Origin of the sequence: Streptococcus sp. 2154 (assembly GCF_013277255.1) — a bacterium.
GTDB classification, from domain to species: Bacteria; Bacillota; Bacilli; order Lactobacillales; family Streptococcaceae; genus Streptococcus; species Streptococcus pseudopneumoniae.
In genome coordinates this window covers 1-19,266 of sequence record NZ_VMMK01000034.1, presented here as the reverse complement: position 1 = coordinate 19,266, position 19,266 = coordinate 1, and the positions used below count along the sequence as shown (strand labels likewise).

19 protein-coding genes and 2 pseudogenes are annotated in these 19,266 nt (G+C 39.0%); 18 read left to right on the top strand and 3 right to left on the bottom strand.

Annotated features, from left to right (window positions below):
- Positions 1 to 8 precede the first annotated feature (8 nt).
- From pgsA to tsf, 9 genes are all read left to right on the top strand, one after another.
- Positions 9 to 554 (top strand): CDP-diacylglycerol--glycerol-3-phosphate 3-phosphatidyltransferase, encoded by a 546-nt coding sequence (pgsA, locus tag HT693_RS06700; RefSeq protein WP_000712127.1) that lies wholly within the window; start codon positions 9 to 11, stop codon positions 552 to 554.
- Positions 551 to 1,378, top strand: a complete 828-nt coding sequence (locus HT693_RS06695) for an energy-coupling factor ABC transporter ATP-binding protein (RefSeq protein ID WP_000835726.1) — start codon at positions 551 to 553, stop codon at positions 1,376 to 1,378. Before pgsA ends, HT693_RS06695 begins: the two co-directional genes overlap by 4 nt.
- Positions 1,363 to 2,202 carry an energy-coupling factor transporter ATPase gene (locus HT693_RS06690; protein WP_023936271.1) on the top strand — a complete coding sequence of 280 codons (840 nt, stop codon included), beginning with the start codon at positions 1,363 to 1,365 and terminating at the stop codon, positions 2,200 to 2,202. The genes HT693_RS06695 and HT693_RS06690 overlap by 16 nt, the downstream gene beginning before the upstream one ends.
- A complete protein-coding gene (locus HT693_RS06685; RefSeq protein WP_023936273.1) occupies positions 2,195 to 2,989 on the top strand; it encodes an energy-coupling factor transporter transmembrane protein EcfT in 795 nt (264 codons plus the stop codon). The genes HT693_RS06690 and HT693_RS06685 overlap by 8 nt, the downstream gene beginning before the upstream one ends.
- 59 nt (positions 2,990 to 3,048) lie before the next feature.
- Positions 3,049 to 3,867 carry a rod shape-determining protein MreC gene (gene mreC, locus HT693_RS06680; protein WP_138704645.1) on the top strand — a complete coding sequence of 273 codons (819 nt, stop codon included), beginning with the start codon at positions 3,049 to 3,051 and terminating at the stop codon, positions 3,865 to 3,867.
- Complete coding sequence (gene mreD / locus HT693_RS06675; RefSeq protein WP_023933023.1) at positions 3,867 to 4,361, top strand: rod shape-determining protein MreD; 495 nt, start codon at positions 3,867 to 3,869, stop codon at positions 4,359 to 4,361. The genes mreC and mreD overlap by 1 nt, the downstream gene beginning before the upstream one ends.
- Positions 4,362 to 4,454: 93 nt before the next feature.
- Positions 4,455 to 5,642, top strand: a complete 1,188-nt coding sequence (locus tag HT693_RS06670; RefSeq protein WP_023936275.1) for a CHAP domain-containing protein — start codon at positions 4,455 to 4,457, stop codon at positions 5,640 to 5,642.
- Positions 5,643 to 5,864: 222 nt separating this feature from the next.
- Positions 5,865 to 6,644, top strand: coding sequence for a 30S ribosomal protein S2 (rpsB, locus tag HT693_RS06665; protein ID WP_000268466.1), 780 nt, complete (start codon positions 5,865 to 5,867; stop codon positions 6,642 to 6,644).
- Positions 6,645 to 6,722: 78 nt separating this feature from the next.
- Positions 6,723 to 7,763 carry a translation elongation factor Ts gene (gene tsf / locus HT693_RS06660; protein ID WP_023936278.1) on the top strand — a complete coding sequence of 347 codons (1,041 nt, stop codon included), beginning with the start codon at positions 6,723 to 6,725 and terminating at the stop codon, positions 7,761 to 7,763.
- A 121-nt stretch (positions 7,764 to 7,884) separates the two neighbouring features.
- Here tsf and cysK read toward each other — a convergent pair whose 3' ends face one another.
- From cysK to HT693_RS06650, 3 genes and pseudogenes are all read right to left on the bottom strand, one after another.
- Complete coding sequence (cysK, locus tag HT693_RS06655) at positions 7,885 to 8,811, bottom strand: cysteine synthase A (RefSeq protein WP_023936280.1); 927 nt, start codon at positions 8,809 to 8,811, stop codon at positions 7,885 to 7,887.
- A 96-nt stretch (positions 8,812 to 8,907) separates the two neighbouring features.
- A pseudogene (locus tag HT693_RS12040) lies at positions 8,908 to 8,991 on the bottom strand (PH domain-containing protein); the annotation flags it as partial.
- Positions 8,992 to 9,095: 104 nt separating this feature from the next.
- Complete coding sequence (locus HT693_RS06650; RefSeq protein ID WP_000395743.1) at positions 9,096 to 9,731, bottom strand: YigZ family protein; 636 nt, start codon at positions 9,729 to 9,731, stop codon at positions 9,096 to 9,098.
- A 55-nt stretch (positions 9,732 to 9,786) separates the two neighbouring features.
- Here HT693_RS06650 and HT693_RS06645 point away from each other — a divergent pair, with 55 nt between their 5' ends.
- The 9 genes and pseudogenes from HT693_RS06645 to HT693_RS06605 form a co-directional block, all read left to right on the top strand.
- Entirely contained in the window at positions 9,787 to 11,085 is a 1,299-nt protein-coding gene (locus tag HT693_RS06645) for a DEAD/DEAH box helicase (protein ID WP_055387780.1), read from the top strand.
- Positions 11,082 to 11,744, top strand: coding sequence for a ComF family protein (locus HT693_RS06640; protein WP_023936284.1), 663 nt, complete (start codon positions 11,082 to 11,084; stop codon positions 11,742 to 11,744). The genes HT693_RS06645 and HT693_RS06640 overlap by 4 nt, the downstream gene beginning before the upstream one ends.
- Positions 11,745 to 11,823: 79 nt before the next feature.
- Complete coding sequence (gene raiA / locus HT693_RS06635; protein WP_000599099.1) at positions 11,824 to 12,372, top strand: ribosome-associated translation inhibitor RaiA; 549 nt, start codon at positions 11,824 to 11,826, stop codon at positions 12,370 to 12,372.
- A 135-nt stretch (positions 12,373 to 12,507) separates the two neighbouring features.
- Positions 12,508 to 14,481, top strand: a complete 1,974-nt coding sequence (locus tag HT693_RS06630) for a DHH family phosphoesterase (RefSeq protein WP_055387781.1) — start codon at positions 12,508 to 12,510, stop codon at positions 14,479 to 14,481.
- Positions 14,478 to 14,930, top strand: a complete 453-nt coding sequence (gene rplI / locus HT693_RS06625; RefSeq protein WP_000864214.1) for a 50S ribosomal protein L9 — start codon at positions 14,478 to 14,480, stop codon at positions 14,928 to 14,930. The genes HT693_RS06630 and rplI overlap by 4 nt, the downstream gene beginning before the upstream one ends.
- A 43-nt stretch (positions 14,931 to 14,973) precedes the next feature.
- Positions 14,974 to 16,326: a replicative DNA helicase gene (gene dnaB / locus HT693_RS06620; protein WP_000852490.1), complete on the top strand. Its 1,353-nt coding sequence runs from the start codon at positions 14,974 to 14,976 to the stop codon at positions 16,324 to 16,326.
- Between the two features lies 1 nt (position 16,327).
- Positions 16,328 to 16,594: a Veg family protein gene (locus tag HT693_RS06615; RefSeq protein ID WP_001278160.1), complete on the top strand. Its 267-nt coding sequence runs from the start codon at positions 16,328 to 16,330 to the stop codon at positions 16,592 to 16,594.
- An 88-nt stretch (positions 16,595 to 16,682) separates the two neighbouring features.
- Positions 16,683 to 17,801, top strand: a complete 1,119-nt coding sequence (cbpD, locus tag HT693_RS06610) for a choline binding-anchored murein hydrolase CbpD (protein ID WP_172922144.1) — start codon at positions 16,683 to 16,685, stop codon at positions 17,799 to 17,801.
- 774 nt (positions 17,802 to 18,575) lie between these two features.
- Positions 18,576 to 19,254: pseudogene (locus HT693_RS06605) on the top strand (reverse transcriptase domain-containing protein); the annotation flags it as partial.
- Positions 19,255 to 19,266 lie beyond the last annotated feature (12 nt).

Here is a 19,266-nt window from a genome sequence, read left to right as displayed (position 1 = left end):
AAAAACGAATGAAAAAAGAACAAATTCCCAATCTCTTAACAATAGGTCGAATTCTCTTTATACCTATTTTTATCTTTATTTTAACGATAGGAAATTCGATAGAGAGTCATATAGTGGCAGCTATTATCTTTGCTATTGCCAGTATTACAGATTATTTAGACGGATATTTAGCTCGTAAATGGAATGTAGTCAGTAATTTCGGTAAATTTGCAGATCCTATGGCGGATAAGTTACTAGTTATGTCGGCTTTTATTATGTTGATTGAGTTAGGTATGGCTCCAGCTTGGATTGTTGCAGTAATCATCTGTCGTGAGTTGGCTGTTACAGGTTTAAGACTATTACTGGTTGAAACTGGTGGGACAGTTTTAGCAGCAGCAATGCCTGGAAAAATTAAAACTTTTAGTCAGATGTTTGCCATTATTTTCTTGCTATTACATTGGACTTTGCTTGGTCAAGTTCTACTTTATGTGGCCTTGTTTTTCACTATCTACTCTGGCTATGATTATTTCAAGGGTAGTGCCTATGTATTTAAAGGGACATTTGGTTCGAAATGAAATCAATAATTGATGTAAAAAATCTTTCTTTTCGTTATAAGGAAAGTCAAGAATACTATGATGTGAAGGATATTACGTTTCACGTGAAACGTGGAGAATGGCTTTCGATTGTAGGGCATAATGGTAGTGGTAAATCAACGACGGTTCGATTAATTGATGGCTTACTGGAAGCAGAATCTGGAGAGATTGTAATAGATGGTCAACGGTTGACTGAGGAAAATGTTTGGAAAATACGTCGTCAAATCGGTATGGTTTTTCAAAATCCAGACAATCAATTTGTTGGAGCGACTGTTGAAGATGATGTAGCCTTTGGTTTGGAAAATCAGGGTCTTTCTCGTCAAGAAATGAAAAAGAGAGTGGAGGAAGCTCTAGATTTGGTTGGCATGTTGGACTTTAAAAAGAGAGAGCCGGCGCGTCTATCAGGTGGCCAAAAACAACGTGTGGCCATTGCAGGTGTTGTAGCCCTAAGACCAGCTATTTTAATCTTAGATGAAGCAACGAGTATGTTGGACCCTGAGGGGCGTAGAGAACTGATTGAGACAGTACAGGGAATTCGGAAAGACTATGATATGACGGTCATTTCTATTACCCATGATTTGGAAGAAGTTGCCATGAGTGACCGCGTATTGGTCATGAAAAAAGGGGAAATTGAATCAACTAGTAGCCCAAGAGAACTTTTCTCTCGAAATGATTTAGATCAAATTGGATTAGACGATCCTTTTGCCAATCAAGTAAAATATTCTTTGAGCCAGAATGGCTATGATTTACCTGAAAATTATTTGACAGAAAGTGAGCTAGAGGATAAATTATGGGAATTGCTCTAGAAAATGTGAGTTTTACATATCAAGAAGGGACTCCCTTAGCTTCAACAGCTTTGTCGGATGTTTCTTTGACGATTGAAGATGGTTCTTATACGGCTTTAATTGGGCACACAGGTAGTGGTAAATCAACTATTTTACAACTCTTAAATGGTTTATTGGTGCCAAGTCAAGGGAGTGTGAGGGTTTTTGATACCTTAATCACCTCGACTTCTAAAAATAAAGATATTCGTCAAATTAGAAAACAGGTTGGCTTGGTATTTCAGTTTGCTGAAAATCAGATTTTTGAAGAAACGGTTTTGAAAGACGTTGCTTTTGGACCGCAAAATTTTGGAGTTTCTGAGGAAGATGCGGAGCAGATTGCGCGTGAGAAACTGGCTTTGGTTGGAATTGATGAATCACTTTTTAATCGTAGTCCGTTTGAGTTGTCTGGTGGACAAATGAGACGTGTCGCCATTGCAGGCATACTTGCCATGGAACCAGCTATATTAGTCTTAGATGAGCCAACAGCTGGTCTAGATCCTCTAGGGAGAAAAGAGTTGATGACCCTGTTCAGAAAACTCCACCAGTCAGGGATGACCATCGTCTTGGTAACACATTTGATGGATGATGTTGCTGAACATGCGAATCAAGTCTATGTGATGGAAAAGGGACGTCTAGTTAAGGGTGGTAAGCCAAGTGATGTCTTTCAAGATGTTGTCTTTATGGAAGAAGTGCAGTTGGGAGTACCTAAAATTACGGCCTTTTGTAAACGATTGGCTGATAGAGGCGTGTCATTTAAACGATTACCGATTAAGATAGAGGAGTTCAAGGAGTCGCTAAATGGATAGTATGATTTTAGGGCGTTATATCCCAGGGGATTCGATTGTTCACCGATTGGATCCACGTAGCAAATTGCTTGCTATGATGCTACTGATTTTGATTGTGTTTTGGGCTAATAACCCCTTGACGAATCTGATTCTTTTTATAGCGACAGGGATATTTATTGCCTTGTCAGGAGTATCTCTTTCATTTTTTATTCAGGGCTTGAAGTCTATGTTTTTCTTGATTGCCTTCACAACTATTTTTCAACTATTTTTCATTTCTAATGGGAATGTTTTATTTGAGTTTTCGTTTGTGAGAATCACGGATTATGCTTTGCAACAAGCTGGAATTATTTTTTGTCGTTTTGTATTGATTATTTTCTTTTCAACTTTGTTAACCTTAACGACCATGCCCTTAAGTTTAGCATCAGCTGTCGAAGCTTTGTTAGCGCCTTTAAAGCGTGTGAAAGTTCCAGTTCATGAAATTGGATTGATGCTGTCCATGAGTCTACGTTTTGTCCCAACATTAATGGATGATACGACGCGGATTATGAATGCGCAGAAAGCGCGTGGAGTGGATTTTGGTGAAGGAAGCATTGTTCAAAAAGTAAAGGCGATGATTCCCATTTTGATTCCTCTTTTTGCAACAAGTTTAAAACGTGCGGATTCCTTGGCTATCGCTATGGAAGCGCGTGGTTATCAGGGTGGAAAAGGCAGAAGTCAATACCGACAATTGAAATGGACTCTAAAGGATACGCTGACCATTCTTGTTATTATCGTACTTGGTTGTTGCTTATTTTTCTTAAAATCTTAGTAGCTTTCAGGAATTGATAAAAAAGTTACTGTAACAGTTCTTGATATAAAGGTAGGGATATGAACCGTTTTAAAAAATCAAAATATGTCATTATTGTTTTTGTCACTGTTCTGCTTGTCTCAGCTCTCTTAGCGACGACTTATTCAAGTACAATTGTGACAAAATTAGGAGATGGAATCTTATTGGTTGATAGGGTTGTGCAAAAACCTTTTCGGTGGTTTGATTCTGTCAAATCAGATTTGGCTCATTTGACACGAGCATATAATGAAAATGAAAGTTTGAAGAAACAGCTTTACCAGTTAGAAGTCAAATCAAATGAGGCGGAAAGTTTAAAGACGGAAAATGAACAACTGCGTCAATTGCTTGATATGAAGTCTAAATTGCAAGCCACAAAGACTTTGGCAGCAGATGTTATTATGCGTTCTCCGGTATCTTGGAAGCAGGAGTTGACCTTGGATGCAGGTAGATCAAAAGGTGCTTCTGAGAATATGTTAGTAATTGCAAACGGTGGTTTGATTGGGAGTGTTTCAAAAGTGGAGGACAACTCTACTATGGTCAACCTTCTGACAAATACGGAAAATGCTGATAAGATTTCTGTTAAAATTCAACACGGCACTACCACAATTTATGGTATTATTGTTGGCTACGACAAGGAAAATGAAGTTCTTAAAATTAGCCAATTAAATAGTAATAGCGATATTAGTTCAGGCGATAAGGTGACAACGGGTGGATTAGGAAACTTTAATGTTGCGGATATTCCTGTTGGTGAAGTGGTTGCCACAACGCATAGTACAGACTATTTGACACGAGAAGTAACTGTTAAATTGAGTGCAGATACTCATAATGTGGATGTGATAGAATTAGTGGGGAATTCATAATGAGACAGTTGAAGCAGGTTGGAGTATTTTTATTGCTTCCTTTCTTTGTTCTAATTGACGCCCATATTAGCCAGCTTCTGGGCTCATTTTTCCCCCATGTACATTTGGCTAGTCATTTTCTGTTTCTATTTCTCTTATTTGAGACGATAGAAGTATCAGAGTATCTCTATCTAGTCTATTGTTTTGTTATAGGCTTGGTTTATGATGTTTACTTTTTCCATCTAATAGGGATTGCAACTCTCTTATTTATCTTATTGGGAGCCTTCCTTCATAAATTGAATAGTGTTATTTTGTTGAATCGTTGGACAAGAATGCTAGCTATGATTGTGCTGACATTCCTGTTTGAAATGGGTAGTTATCTTTTGGCTTTTATGGTAGGGTTGACAGTAGATAGCATGTCGATTTTTATAGTCTATAGCTTGGTACCGACGATGATTTTAAATTTTTTATGGATTACTGTTTTTCAATTTATTTTTGAAAAATATTATCTATAAGAACGACATATAAATGTAACAAAGGCGTAATGTTTATTGGAATTTTTTTTGGTATACTAGTATTGTCTTAAACAGAAGGAGTATTTATTAGCCATGAAGAAAAAAATCTTAGCCTCGCTTTTATTAAGTACAGTAATGGTTTCCCAGGCAGCAGTATTGACGACTGCCCATGCAGAAACGACTGATGACAAAATTGCTGCTCAAGATAATAAAATTAGTAATTTAACAGCACAACAAGAAGAAGCACAAAAACAAGTTGATCAAATTCAGGAGCAAGTATCTGCGATTCAAGCAGAGCAATCTAACTTGCAATCTGAAAATGATAGATTACAAGCAGAATCTAAGAAACTCGAGGGTGAGATTACAGAACTTTCCAAAAACATTGTTTCTCGTAACCAATCTTTGGAAAAACAAGCTCGTAGTGCTCAAACAAATGGAGCTGCAACTAGCTATATCAATACCATTGTAAACTCAAAATCAATTACAGAAGCTATTTCACGTGTTACTGCAATGAGTGAAATCGTATCTGCGAACAACAAAATGTTAGAACAACAAAAGGCAGATAAAAAAGCTATTTCTGAAAAACAAGTAGCAAATAATGATGCTATCAATACTGTAATTGCTAATCAACAAAAATTAGCTGATGATGCTCAAGCATTGACTACGAAACAGGCAGAACTAAAGGCTGCTGAATTGAGTCTTGCTGCTGAGAAAGCGACAGCTGAAGGGGAAAAAGCAAGTCTATTAGAGCAAAAAGCAGCAGCTGAGGCAGAGGCTCGTGCAGCTGCGGCAGCAGAAGCAGCTTATAAGGCAAAACAAGTAAGTCAACAACAAACAGTTGTTGCTTCTGGAAATACGACTTTTGCAGCACAGGTTCAAGCTGTAGCTTCTTCGGAATCAACAACATATACTCCTGTGGCAGTCAAACAACGCCCAACATACAGTACAAATGCTTCAACTTATCCAATTGGTGAATGTACATGGGGAGTTAAAACATTAGCACCTTGGGCTGGAGACTATTGGGGTAATGGAGCACAGTGGGCCACAAGTGCAGCAGCAGCAGGTTTCCGTACAGGTTCAACACCTCAAGTTGGAGCAATTGCATGTTGGAACGATGGTGGATATGGTCACGTAGCGGTTGTTACAGCTGTTGAATCAACAACACGTATCCAAGTATCAGAATCAAATTATGCTGGGAATCGTACAATTGGAAATCACCGTGGATGGTTCAATCCAACAACGACTTCTGAAGGTTTTGTAACATATATTTATGCAGACTAATTATAGAGGGACTCGAATAGAGCCCTCTTTTCAGATTTTACCAGAGACAATAACTATTAAAAATCCCATCAAAATAGCTTGAAAATATCGAAAAAGTATGGTAGAATAAAAATTGTCGTATGAACGATAATACTCATTCTTGATGAATTGTGAAGCAGTTGCCCTTGGGTCGTTTTGCGAGTTGAAGTCAAGAAGAGGAAAAAACAAAAAGGAGAAATACTCATGGCAGTAATTTCAATGAAACAACTTCTTGAGGCTGGTGTACACTTTGGTCACCAAACTCGTCGCTGGAACCCTAAGATGGCTAAGTACATCTTTACTGAACGTAACGGAATCCACGTTATCGACTTGCAACAAACTGTAAAATATGCTGACCAAGCATACGACTTCATGCGTGATGCAGCAGCTAACGATGCAGTTGTATTGTTCGTTGGTACTAAGAAACAAGCAGCTGATGCAGTTGCTGAAGAAGCAGTACGTTCAGGTCAATACTTCATCAACCACCGTTGGTTGGGTGGAACTCTTACAAACTGGGGAACAATCCAAAAACGTATCGCTCGTTTGAAAGAAATCAAACGTATGGAAGAAGATGGAACTTTCGAAGTTCTTCCTAAGAAAGAAGTTGCACTTCTTAACAAACAACGTGCGCGTCTTGAAAAATTCTTGGGTGGTATCGAAGATATGCCTCGTATCCCAGATGTGATGTACGTAGTTGACCCACATAAAGAGCAAATCGCTGTTAAAGAAGCTAAAAAATTGGGAATCCCAGTTGTAGCGATGGTTGACACAAATACTGATCCAGATGATATTGATGTAATCATCCCAGCTAACGATGACGCTATCCGTGCTGTTAAATTGATCACAGCTAAATTGGCTGACGCTATCATCGAAGGACGTCAAGGTGAGGATGCAGTAGCAGTTGAAGCAGAATTTGCAGCTTCAGAAACTCAAGCAGATTCAATTGAAGAAATCGTTGAAGTTGTAGAAGGCGACAACGCTTAATTTATATAAATAGTAATTACCTAGGAGGGCGGGGCTTAGCCCGGCTCTCCTATTTTTAAAAAATATAGGAGAATCAAAATGGCAGAAATTACAGCTAAACTTGTAAAAGAGTTGCGTGAAAAATCTGGTGCCGGTGTTATGGACGCTAAAAAAGCGCTTGTAGAAACAGACGGTGACATCGAAAAAGCGATTGAATTGCTTCGTGAAAAAGGTATGGCTAAGGCAGCTAAGAAAGCTGACCGTGTTGCTGCAGAAGGTTTGACTGGTGTTTATGTTGACGGTAACATTGCAGCAGTTGTTGAAGTAAATGCTGAAACTGACTTCGTTGCGAAAAACGCTCAATTTGTTGAGTTAGTAAACGCAACAGCTAAAGCAATCGTTGAAGGAAAACCAGCTAACAACGAAGAAGCTCTTGCTTTGACAATGCCTTCAGGTGAAACTCTTGAAGCTGCATACGTATCTGCAACAGCAACTATCGGAGAAAAAATCTCATTCCGTCGCTTTGCATTGATTGAAAAAACAGACGCACAACACTTTGGAGCTTACCAACATAACGGTGGACGTATCGGTGTTATCTCTGTAATCGAAGGTGGAGACGAAGCACTTGCTAAACAAATTTCAATGCACATCGCAGCGATGAAACCAACAGTTCTTTCATACAAAGAATTGGATGAGCAATTTGTTAAAGATGAGTTGGCACAATTGAACCACGTTATCGACCAAGATAACGAAAGTCGTGCAATGGTTAACAAACCAGCTCTTCCACACTTGAAGTATGGATCAAAAGCACAATTGACTGATGAAGTGATTGCTCAAGCTGAAGCTGACATCAAAGCTGAGTTGGCTGCAGAAGGCAAACCAGAAAAAATCTGGGACAAAATTATCCCAGGTAAAATGGATCGCTTCATGCTTGACAACACTAAAGTTGACCAAGCTTATACACTTCTTGCACAAGTTTACATCATGGATGACAGCAAGACAGTTGAAGCATACCTTGAATCAGTTAACGCTTCAGTAGTTGAGTTCGCTCGCTTTGAAGTTGGTGAAGGTATTGAGAAAGCTGCAAACGACTTTGAAGCTGAAGTTGCAGCTACAATGGCAGCAGCCTTGAATAACTAATTATAGAAAGGAAGTAAATTTGCTTCCTTTTTTCTATGCAGTCGATCCTTATAGGGAGAGCTTCCTATTTTCAAGGTAAAAATAAAAAGCCCTATAATAAGGGCCAATTGTATTTAGGAGACTAAACTTCAAATTCATAGAGTGCTGTAGAGAGATAACGTTCACCGTTATCTGGTGCTAGAGCAAGGATTTTTTTACCTGTACCTAATTTTTTGGCAATCTCGATGGCTCCGTAGATAGCTGCAGCTGAGGAAATCCCTACAAGGAAGCCTTCTTTTCCACCAATTTCACGTCCGAGTGCAAGAGCATCATCTGATGTTACACGAACGATACCATCATAGGCTTTAGTATCAAGTGTATCAGGAATAAATCCAGCTGAGATACCTTGAATTTTGTGAGGACCAGGTTTTTCACCAGATAGAATAGCAGATTCATCAGCTTCCACTGCATAAACTTGAATGTTTGAATTTGCTGATTTGAGTGCATGAGAAACACCAGAAATCGTTCCACCGGTACCCACTCCAGCAACAAAGGCATCTAGTCCATCTTTACCGAAAGCAGCTAGTATTTCAGCTCCTGTTGTTCTTTCGTGTACTTCTGGATTAGCTGGATTGTCAAATTGAAGAGGAAGGAAGCCATCACGTTCAGCAGCGATTTCTTGAGCCTTAGCAATAGCACCCTTCATTCCTTCGCTACCAGGCGTAAGGACGAGTTCAGCACCATAGGCTTGGATAATCTTACGGCGTTCTACACTCATAGTTTCAGGCATAACGATGACAACTTTATACCCTTTAGCAGCCCCTACCCATGAAAGTCCAATACCAGTGTTTCCACTTGTTGCTTCAACAATAGTAGAACCAGGTTTCAGAATACCATCTTGTTCAGCTTTTTCAATCATGCTAAGGGCAATACGGTCTTTTACAGATGAACCAGGATTAAATGCTTCAAGTTTTACATAGACATCTGCAGCACCTTCTGGCACAATGTTGTTGAGTCTAACAATCGGTGTTTGACCGACTAGTTCAGTAATGTTGTTATAAATAGACATATGAATACCTCTTTGTATAAGATATTTCTAGTATAACGCTATCTATACCATTTGTAAAATATAGAAATCCTATCGAAGTGATAGGATTTTTTTATATCACAGGTCTAAGCCATTAATTTTTAAGCGATTGTGTTCAGCTAATTCTAGTAAATAGGTGTAAAGGAAAACGATATCAGGTTTCGTTTGAATTGCTTCATTTTCTAGTATATTTTGGTACGCATCTTTTTATTTTGCTAATTAAAGTAGCGGTGGAAATATCAGTGAAACACTGTATTATCTATTGTTTACACTAGGTTTACAGGAACCTCAACTTCGCGTAAACCTTGATCAGTTAAAGTGACTTTTCCATTAAAAAATTCTACCAGTGCAGCTTTAATAGTTTCTTTTTCTTCTTTATCAACATAAATCATCGTATCGACTTGATCTGTAAAGTTTGTATCCAGCTCCATGAGATTATGTTCTTTAAGAAAGTTACTGTACTCTTGGTACTGAGCATAAGACATTTGAATAGCAATGCCCGCCTGTTCCTTTATTTCAATGATGCCAATTTCTTTGACAGCTAAGGCGACACTGCCGGCGTAAGCACGAATTAGTCCTCCAGCGCCTAGTTTAATACCACCAAAGTAGCGTGTCACAACCACACAGACATTGGTGAGATTGTGATTTTCTAGTACCCCAAGCATGGGAACACCAGCAGTACCACTAGGCTCACCATCATCACTTGTACGTTTAATTTCACTACGTTCTCCAATAATAAAGGCAGAGCAGTTATGTGTCGCTTTGTAGTGTTCTTTTTTGATGGCAGTAATGAAGTCACGAGCCTCTTCTTCGCTATAAACACGCTTGGCATGGCAGATAAAGCGAGATTTTTTGATTTCTTCTTGGACTTGACCGTCCTCTTTAATTGTTCTAAATTCCATGATTTAATTGTACTAAAAAATCATCTAAAGTGCTAGTTTTTACGAATAAAGAAGTATGAAAGTAAATCCAAATTATCTCGGTCGTTTATTTACTGAGAATGAATTAACAGAAGAAGAACGTCAGTTGGCGGAGAAACTTCCAGCAATGAGAAAGGAGAAGGGGAAACTTTTCTGTCAACGTTGTAATAGTACTGTTCTAGAAGAATGGTATTTGCCCATCGGTGCTTACTATTGTCGAGAGTGCTTGCTGATGAAGCGAGTCAGAAGTGATCAAACTTTATACTATTTTCCGCAGGAGGATTTTCCGAAGCAAGATGTTCTCAAATGGCGCGGCCAATTAACTCCTTTTCAAGAGAAGGTGTCAGAGGGACTACTTCAAGCAGTAGACAAGCAAAAGCCAACCTTAGTTCATGCGGTAACAGGAGCTGGAAAGACAGAAATGATTTATCAAGTAGTGGTTAAAGTGATTAATGGAGGTGGTGCAGTGTGTTTGGCTAGTCCTCGCATAGATGTTTGTTTGGAGCTGTATAAGCGCCTGCAAGATGATTTTGCTTGCGAGATATCTTTACTACACGGAGAATCAGAGCCGTATTTTCGAACACCACTAGTTGTTGCGACGACCCATCAGTTATTGAAGTTTTATCAAGCTTTTGATTTGCTGATAGTGGATGAAGTAGATGCCTTTCCTTATGTTGACAATCCCACGCTCTACCATGCTGTCAAGAATAGTGTAAAGGAGAATGGATTGAGAATCTTTTTAACAGCGACTTCGACAGATGAGTTAGATAGGAAAGTCCGTTTAGGAGAACTAAAAAGATTGAGCTTACCGAGACGGTTTCATGGAAATCCGTTGATTATTCCAAAACCAATTTGGTTATCGGATTTTAATCGCTACTTAGATAAGAAGTGTTTGTCGCCAAAGTTAAAGTCCTATATTGATAAGCAGAGAAAGACAGGTTATCCGTTACTTATTTTTGCTTCAGAAATTAAGAAAGGGGAGCAGTTAAAAGAAATCTTACAGGAGCAATTTCCAAATGAGAAAATTGGCTTTGTATCTTCTGTAACAGAGGATCGATTAGAGCAAGTACAAGCTTTTCGAGATGGGGAGCTGACAATACTTATCAGTACGACAATCTTGGAGCGTGGAGTTACATTCCCTTGTGTGGATGTTTTCGTAGTAGAGGCTAATCATCGTTTGTTTACCAAGTCTAGTTTGATTCAAATTGGTGGACGAGTTGGACGAAGTATGGATAGACCGACAGGAGATTTGCTTTTCTTCCATGATGGGTTAAATGCTTCAATTAAGAAGGCGATTAAGGAAATTCAGATGATGAATAAGGAGGCTGGTCTATGAAGTGCTTGTTATGTGAGCAGACTATGAAGACTGTTTTAACTTTTAGTAGTCTCTTACTTCTGAAGAATGATGCCTCCTGTCTTTGTTTAGATTGTGATTCTACTTTTGAGAGGATTGGAGAAGAGCACTGTCCAAACTGTATGAAAATAGGATTGTCAACAAAGTGTCAAGGTTGTCAATTTTGGTGTAAAGAAGGAGTTGAAGTCAGTCATAGAGCGATTTTTACTTACAATCAAGCTATGAAGGATTTTTTCAGTCGGTATAAGTTTGATGGAGACTTCCTTTTAAGAAAAGTGTTTGCTTCAGTTTTAAGTGAGGAGTTAAAAAAGTACAAAGAGTATCAATTTGTAGTCATTCCCCTAAGTCCTGATAGATATGTTAACAGAGGATTTAATCAGGTTGAGGGCTTGGTAGAGGCAGCAGGTTTTTCGTATCTGGATTTACTAGGGAAAAGAGAAGAGAGAGCCAGTTCTTCTAAAAATCGTTCAGAACGCTTGGGGACAGAACTTCCTTTCTTTATAAAAAGTGGAGTCACTATTCCTAAAAAAATCCTACTTATAGATGATATCTATACTACAGGAGCAACTATAAATCGTGTCAAGAAACTGTTGGAAGAAGCTGGTGCTAAGGATGTAAAAACATTTTCCCTTGTAAGATGAGGAAAAAATTTGCAAAAATAGAATGAAAGCGTTATAATAAAATCATAAAAACAAAAATGTTTAGAAAGAAGGTACTCATATGATTAAATATAGTATACGTGGTGAAAACCTAGAAGTAACAGAAGCAATTCGTGATTATGTAGTTTCTAAACTCGAAAAGATCGAAAAGTATTTTCAAGCTGAACAAGAGTTGGATGCTCGAGTTAACTTGAAGGTGTATCGTGAAAAAACTGCTAAAGTGGAAGTAACGATTCCGCTTGGCTCTATTACTCTTCGTGCAGAAGATGTATCTCAAGATATGTATGGTTCAATTGACCTTGTAACTGATAAAATTGAACGTCAGATTCGTAAAAATAAAACAAAAATCGAGCGTAAAAATAAAAATAAGGTAGCAACTGGTCAATTATTTACAGATGCTTTGGTGGAAGATTCAAATGTTGTCCAGTCTAAAGTTGTTCGTTCAAAACAAATTGATTTAAAACCAATGGATTTGGAAGAAGCAATTCTACAAATGGATTTATTGGGGCATGATTTCTTTATCTATGTGGATGTTGAAGATCAGACAACCAATGTGATTTATCGTCGTGAGGATGGCGAAATTGGTTTGTTAGAGGTTAAAGAATCTTAATTTCAATATGTGTAAAGGTAGGTTTACTGAATTGTAAACTACCTTTTTCTTATAATTGATAGAATTACTGATTACACTTTTAAAAAGTCGCTTTTTGAGGGGTATTATGGTATAATGGGTGCCAAGAGGTTTTGAATGAAAAAATTTTATGTAAGTCCAATTTTTCCTATTCTAGTAGGATTGATTGCGTTTGGAGTCTTATCCACTTTCATTATTTTTGTTAATAATAATCTGTTGACGGTTTTAATTTTGTTTCTTTTTGTAGGAGGCTATGTTTTTTTATTTAAGAAACTGAGAGTGCATTATACAAGGAGTGATGTAGAACAGATACAGTATGTAAACCACCAAGCGGAAGAAAGTTTGACAGCTCTATTGGAACAGATGCCTGTAGGTGTTATGAAATTGAATTTATCTTCTGGAGAGGTTGAGTGGTTTAATCCCTATGCTGAATTGATTTTGACCAAGGAAGATGGCGATTTTGATTTAGAAGCTGTTCAAACGATTATCAAGGCTTCAGTAGGAAATCCGTCTACTTATGCTAAGCTGGGTGAGAAGCGTTATGCTGTTCATATGGATTCTTCTTCCGGTGTTTTGTATTTTGTAGATGTATCCAGGGAGCAAGCCATAACAGATGAATTAGTAACGAGTCGACCAGTGATTGGAGTTGTGTCTGTGGATAATTATGATGATTTGGAGGATGCAACTTCTGAGTCAGATATTAGTCAAATCAATAGTTTTGTAGCTAATTTTATATCAGAGTTTTCAGAAAAATACATGATGTTTTCTCGTCGGGTAAGTATGGATCGATTTTATCTATTTACTGACTATACGGTGCTTGAGGGCTTGATGAATGATAAATTTTCTGTTATTGATGCTTTCAGAGAAGAGTCGAAACAGAGGCAGTTGCCCTTGACCTTAAGTATGGGATTTTCTTATGGCGATGGAAATCATGATGAAATAGGGAAAGTTGCTTTGCTCAACTTGAACTTGGCTGAAGTACGTGGTGGCGACCAGGTGGTTGTCAAGGAGAATGATGAAACGAAAAATCCAGTCTACTTTGGCGGTGGGTCGGCTGCGTCCATCAAGCGCACTCGTACCCGTACTCGATCAATGATGACAGCCATATCTGATAAGATTCGTAGTGTGGATCAAGTGTTTGTAGTTGGGCATAGAAATTTAGATATGGATGCTTTGGGCTCTGCTGTAGGTATGCAGTTGTTCGCCAGCAATGTGATTGAAAATAGCTATGCTCTTTATGACGAAGAACAAATGTCTCCAGATATTGAACGAGCTGTTTCATTCTTAGAAAAAGAAGGAGTTACGAAGTTGTTGTCTGTTAAGGATGCAATGGGGATGGTGACCAATCGTTCTTTGTTGATTCTTGTAGACCATTCAAAGACAGCCTTAACATTATCAAAAGAATTTTATGATTTATTTACCCAAACTATTGTTATTGACCACCACAGAAGGGATCAGGATTTTCCAGATAATGCAGTTATCACTTATATCGAAAGTGGTGCAAGTAGTGCCAGTGAGTTGATAACGGAGTTGATTCAGTTCCAAAATTCTAAGAAAAATCGTTTGAGTCGTATGCAAGCAAGTGTCTTGATGGCTGGTATGATGTTGGATACTAAAAATTTCACCTCACGAGTGACTAGTCGGACATTTGATGTTGCTAGCTATCTCAGAACGCGCGGAAGTGATAGTGTTGCTATCCAAGAAATCGCTGCGACAGATTTTGAAGAATATCGTGAGGTCAATGAACTGATTTTACAGGGGCGTAAATTAGGTTCAGATGTACTAATAGCAGAGGCTAAGGACACGAAATGCTATGATACAGTTGTTATTAGTAAGGCAGCAGATGCCATGTTAGCTATGTCAGGTATTGAAGCGAGTTTTGTTCTTGCGAAAAATACACAAGGCTTTATATCCATCTCAGCTCGGAGTCGTAGTAAACTGAATGTGCAACGGATTATGGAAGAGTTAGGCGGTGGAGGTCACTTTAATTTGGCAGCAGCTCAAATTAAAGATTTAACCTTGTCAGAAGCAGGTGAAAAACTGACAGAAATTGTATTAAATGAAATAAAGGAAAAGGAGAAAGAAGAATGAAAGTAATCTTTTTAGCAGATGTTAAAGGAAAAGGTAAAAAAGGCGAAATTAAGGAAGTACCAACAGGGTATGCGCAAAACTTTCTTATCAAAAAGAACCTAGCAAAAGAAGCGACTGCTCAAGCTGTAGGTGAACTTCGTGGTAAACAAAAATCTGAAGAGAAAGCTCACGCTGAGATGATTGCAGAAGCAAAAGCAATTAAAGCCCAGCTTGAAGCAGAAGAAACGGTTGTAGAATTTGTTGAAAAAGTTGGTCCAGATGGTCGTACCTTTGGTTCTATTACCAATAAGAAGATTGCAGAAGAATTGCAAAAGCAATTTGGAATTAAGATTGATAAACGTCATATTCAAGTACAAGCTCCGATTCGAGCGGTTGGTTTGATTGATGTGCCAGTGAAAATCTATCAAGATATCACAAGTGTAATCAATCTTCGTGTGAAAGAAGGATAAGTTTACACCTTCTTGACAAGATTGTAAAAGGAAGGGAAGTCTGATGGCAGAAGTAGAAGAGTTACGAGTACAACCTCAAGATATCTTAGCTGAACAATCCGTTTTGGGGGCTATCTTTATTGATGAGAGTAAGCTTGTTTTTGTGCGAGAATATATTGAGTCTCGGGACTTTTTTAAGTATGCCCATCGTTTGATTTTCCAAGCTATGGTCGATTTATCCGATCGTGGTGATGCTATAGATGCAACAACGGTTCGTACTATTCTTGATAATCAAGGCGATTTGCAGAATATTGGTGGCTTGTCTTACTTGGTTGAGATTGTCAATTCTGTGCCAACTTCTGCTAATGCGGAGTATTATGCTAAAATTGTTGCAGAAAAGGCTATGTTACGGCGATTAATCGCCAAGTTGACAGAGTCTGTCAATCAAGCTTACGAGGCTTCACAACCAGCTGATGAAATCATTGCTCAGGCAGAAAAAGGGCTGATTGATGTTAGTGAAAATGCTAATCGAAGTGGATTTAAGAATATTCGAGACGTGTTGAATGTTAACTTTGGAAATCTGGAAGCTCGCTCGCAGCAAACGACTGATATTACAGGTATTGCGACAGGCTATCGTGATTTAGATCATATGACGACTGGTCTGCATGAAGAGGAGTTGATTATCTTAGCAGCTCGTCCGGCGGTTGGTAAGACAGCCTTTGCCTTGAATATCGCTCAGAATATTGGGACTAAGTTGGACAAGACGGTAGCTATTTTCTCACTGGAAATGGGTGCGGAAAGTCTAGTGGATCGTATGTTGGCGGCAGAAGGTTTGGTGGAATCCCATTCTATCCGTACGGGTCAATTGACTGATGAGGAGTGGCAAAAGTATACCATTGCTCAAGGGAACCTAGCAAACGCAAGTATCTATATCGATGATACGCCAGGGATTCGAATTACAGAGATTCGTTCTCGTTCTCGTAAACTGGCTCAAGAAACGGGCAATCTAGGTTTGATTTTGATAGATTACTTGCAGCTTATCACGGGAACTGGGCGAGAAAACCGCCAACAAGAAGTTTCAGAAATTTCACGTCAGTTGAAAATCCTAGCCAAGGAACTGAAGGTTCCAGTAATCGCTCTGAGTCAGTTGTCTCGTGGTGTAGAACAACGTCAGGATAAAAGACCAGTCTTGTCTGATATTCGTGAATCTGGGTCTATCGAGCAGGACGCTGATATCGTAGCCTTTCTTTATCGCGACGATTACTATGAGCGTGGTGGTGAAGAAGAGGAAGGCATACCAAATAATAAGGTGGAAGTTATTATCGAGAAAAACCGTAGTGGAGCTCGTGGAACTGTGGAATTGATTTTCCAAAAAGAATACAATAAATTTTCAAGTATCTCAAAGAGGGAGGCATAAGATGTCAGATGCATTTACAGATGTAGCCAAGATGAAAAAAATCAAAGAGGAAATCAAGGCGCATGAGGGTCATGTAATTGAAATGACTTTGGAAAATGGGCGCAAGCGCCAAAAAAATAGATTGGGTAAGTTAATTGAAGTTTATCCATCCCTATTTATTGTGGAATTTGGGAACGTTGAAGGAGATAAACAAGCTAATGTTTACGTTGAATCCTTTACCTACTCAGATATCCTTACAGAAAAGAATTTGATTCATTATCTGGACTAAAGTGAGAGATTTTCTCACTTTTTCTTTTTTCTCCGAATAGTTTAAGTGAAGGCAATCTTCGATTTATATTATTTTTCAAGGAGGAAGAATGAAAATTTTACCGTTTATAGCAAGAGGGACAAGTTATTACTTGAAGATGTCAGTTAAAAAGCTTGTTTCTTTTTTAGTAGTAGGATTGATGCTAGCAGCGGGTGATAGTGTCTATGCCTACTCTGGAGGGAATGGATCGATTGCGCGTGGAGATGATTATCCTGCTTATTATAAAAATGGGAGCCAGGAGATTGATCAGTGGCGCATGTATTCTCGTCAGTGTACTTCTTTCGCAGCCTTTCGTTTGAGTAATGTCAATGGTTTTGAGATTCCAAGGGCTTATGGAAATGCGAATGAATGGGGGCATCGTGCTCGTCGTGAAGGCTATCGTGTAGATAATACACCGACGATTGGCTCCATTGCTTGGTCTACTGCAGGAACTTATGGGCATGTTGCCTGGGTGTCAAATGTAATGGGAGATCAGATTGAGATCGAGGAATATAACTATGGTTATACAGAAGCCTATAATAAACGAAGTATAAAAGCAAATACGATGACAGGATTTATTCATTTTAAAGATTTGGCTGGTGGCAGTGTTGGGACTAGTCAATCCTTAGCTTCAACAGGGGGCACACATTATTTTAAGACTAAGTCAGCTATCAAAAATCAACCTCTAGCTAGCGCAACTGTGATTGATTACTATTATCCTGGGGAGAAGGTTCATTATGATCAAATTCTCGAAAAAGATGGCTACAAGTGGTTGAGTTATACGGCTTATAACGGAAGTCGTCGCTATATACAGCTAGAGGGAGTGACTTCTTCACAAAATTATCAGAATCAATCAGGAAATAGCTCTAGCTATATATCCAATAGTAGTCCAACTGTCGGTTGGAAGAAAATAAATGGTAGTTGGTATCATTTCAAATCAAATGGTTCTAAATCAACAGGCTGGCTGAAAGACGGTTCTAGCTGGTATTATTTGAAATTATCTGGTGAAATGCAGACAGGATGGTTAAAGGAAAATGGCTCGTGGTATTATCTGGATAGTTCAGGGGCAATGAAAACAGGCTGGTATCAAGTTTCTGGTAAGTGGTATTATTCTTACTCTTCAGGTGCCCTAGCTGTTAATACGACGGTGGATGGCTACAGAGTAAACAGTGATGGAGAACGAGTGTAGAAAATTGGAGTAGGAAATTTTTCCTGCTCTTTTCTGGTACGACGGGCATGTCGTGCATCTGAGGTGTAAGTCCTCGGTGGGCACCTGCTACCGGTGAACCCAATAGCGATTCCCAAGCCTGACTATCGTGAGGTAGCGGATTAAAACGGTCTGGGGATAGACCGTTTTAAGTCTGACACTGGAAATAAGAATCGTCAGAGGAAGGGATAGCGAAATCGTGGCTCTACGAACAGGAAGGTGATAGTAAGGCGTATATAGCGGATAAGGGGGCCAGAAACTCTAAAGTCCAAAAAGGTAGTCGTAACCCATATGCGTAAATCACGAGAGTAATTGAATTCGGACTAAGGTTTGTGTGAAAAAGATAAATCTTTCTAGAGTCTAAAGACTCTGCGTCAGATTTCCTATTTTCACTCTAACCTTTTAACGTCCTCATATCTTGTATAAACGAGGAAAGATGTAGGACTTATCCCGTGAGGTCTCATGAGCTCTGAAAGCGTAGTAACAAGGAATCATGAGAAGTCAGCCGAACCCATAGTAGTGAGGAAACTTCTGTAATGGAAGTGGAGCGAAGGGGTGAATACTCAAACAGTCTGGGGAGAGACTGTTTGAGGTCTGTCGCTAGAAAGAGAAAACGACAGATCGAAGTAATCCTACTTTACTTGTGTCTGTAAAACGAACGGTCTGATAGAACTGGACTCTGTCACGTATTGACTAGATGAAGGTTCACCAATATAAGATATCCCTCAGGCACCAAAACAAGAAAGGAATAGGCACATGTCAAAATTGCTAGATAAGATAGTATCACGCGAAAATATGCTGGAAGCTTACAATCAAGGAAAATCCAATAAAGGCTCAGCTGGGATTGATGGAATGACTATCGAAGAGATGGATGACTATCTCAGACAAAACTGGCGCTTGACTAAGGAGCTGATAAAACAGAGGAAATACAAACCTCAATCAGTCCTGCGAGTTGAAATCCCCCAACCCAATGGAGGTGTCCTTCAGCTTGGGATTCCGACAGTGATGGATAGGATAATCCAACAAGCCATTGTCCAAGCTCTTAGAGTACTTAAATGACGGCTATGAGTGGATAGTGGATATAGACCTAGAGAAATTTTTCGATAGGGTTCCTCAAGATAGATTGATGTCCTTAGTACATAACATAATCGAAGACGGAGATAGGGAATCCTTGATTCGTCAGTATCTTCATTCAGGTGTTATCATTAACGGTCAACGTCATAAAACGCTAGTTGGTACACCACAGGGAGGAAATGTATCTCCTCTCTTATCCAATATCATGCTTAATGAATTGGACAATGCATTAGATATGTGGGTACTTCGCTTGTTGCGCTACGCAGATGATTGTGTGATTATGGTCGGAAGCGAGGCACCCGCAAAGCGTGTGATGTCTTCAGTTTGTCGTGTTGCTGAGAAACGGCTGGGGTTGAAAGTAGAGTAAAATGAA

What these genes read in the sequence shown, in the direction of transcription:
- pgsA (WP_000712127.1), top strand. Translation starts at nt 9, where the DNA reads ATGAAAAAAGAACAAATTCCCAATCTCTTAACAATAGGTCGAATTCTC.
- HT693_RS06695 (WP_000835726.1), top strand. Translation starts at nt 551, where the DNA reads ATGAAATCAATAATTGATGTAAAAAATCTTTCTTTTCGTTATAAGGAA.
- HT693_RS06690 (WP_023936271.1), top strand. Translation starts at nt 1,363, where the DNA reads ATGGGAATTGCTCTAGAAAATGTGAGTTTTACATATCAAGAAGGGACT.
- HT693_RS06685 (WP_023936273.1), top strand. Translation starts at nt 2,195, where the DNA reads ATGGATAGTATGATTTTAGGGCGTTATATCCCAGGGGATTCGATTGTT.
- mreC (WP_138704645.1), top strand. Translation starts at nt 3,049, where the DNA reads ATGAACCGTTTTAAAAAATCAAAATATGTCATTATTGTTTTTGTCACT.
- mreD (WP_023933023.1), top strand. Translation starts at nt 3,867, where the DNA reads ATGAGACAGTTGAAGCAGGTTGGAGTATTTTTATTGCTTCCTTTCTTT.
- HT693_RS06670 (WP_023936275.1), top strand. Translation starts at nt 4,455, where the DNA reads ATGAAGAAAAAAATCTTAGCCTCGCTTTTATTAAGTACAGTAATGGTT.
- rpsB (WP_000268466.1), top strand. Translation starts at nt 5,865, where the DNA reads ATGGCAGTAATTTCAATGAAACAACTTCTTGAGGCTGGTGTACACTTT.
- tsf (WP_023936278.1), top strand. Translation starts at nt 6,723, where the DNA reads ATGGCAGAAATTACAGCTAAACTTGTAAAAGAGTTGCGTGAAAAATCT.
- cysK (WP_023936280.1), bottom strand. Translation starts at nt 8,811, where the DNA reads ATGTCTATTTATAACAACATTACTGAACTAGTCGGTCAAACACCGATT.
- HT693_RS06650 (WP_000395743.1), bottom strand. Translation starts at nt 9,731, where the DNA reads ATGGAATTTAGAACAATTAAAGAGGACGGTCAAGTCCAAGAAGAAATC.
- HT693_RS06645 (WP_055387780.1), top strand. Translation starts at nt 9,787, where the DNA reads ATGAAAGTAAATCCAAATTATCTCGGTCGTTTATTTACTGAGAATGAA.
- HT693_RS06640 (WP_023936284.1), top strand. Translation starts at nt 11,082, where the DNA reads ATGAAGTGCTTGTTATGTGAGCAGACTATGAAGACTGTTTTAACTTTT.
- raiA (WP_000599099.1), top strand. Translation starts at nt 11,824, where the DNA reads ATGATTAAATATAGTATACGTGGTGAAAACCTAGAAGTAACAGAAGCA.
- HT693_RS06630 (WP_055387781.1), top strand. Translation starts at nt 12,508, where the DNA reads ATGAAAAAATTTTATGTAAGTCCAATTTTTCCTATTCTAGTAGGATTG.
- rplI (WP_000864214.1), top strand. Translation starts at nt 14,478, where the DNA reads ATGAAAGTAATCTTTTTAGCAGATGTTAAAGGAAAAGGTAAAAAAGGC.
- dnaB (WP_000852490.1), top strand. Translation starts at nt 14,974, where the DNA reads ATGGCAGAAGTAGAAGAGTTACGAGTACAACCTCAAGATATCTTAGCT.
- HT693_RS06615 (WP_001278160.1), top strand. Translation starts at nt 16,328, where the DNA reads ATGTCAGATGCATTTACAGATGTAGCCAAGATGAAAAAAATCAAAGAG.
- cbpD (WP_172922144.1), top strand. Translation starts at nt 16,683, where the DNA reads ATGAAAATTTTACCGTTTATAGCAAGAGGGACAAGTTATTACTTGAAG.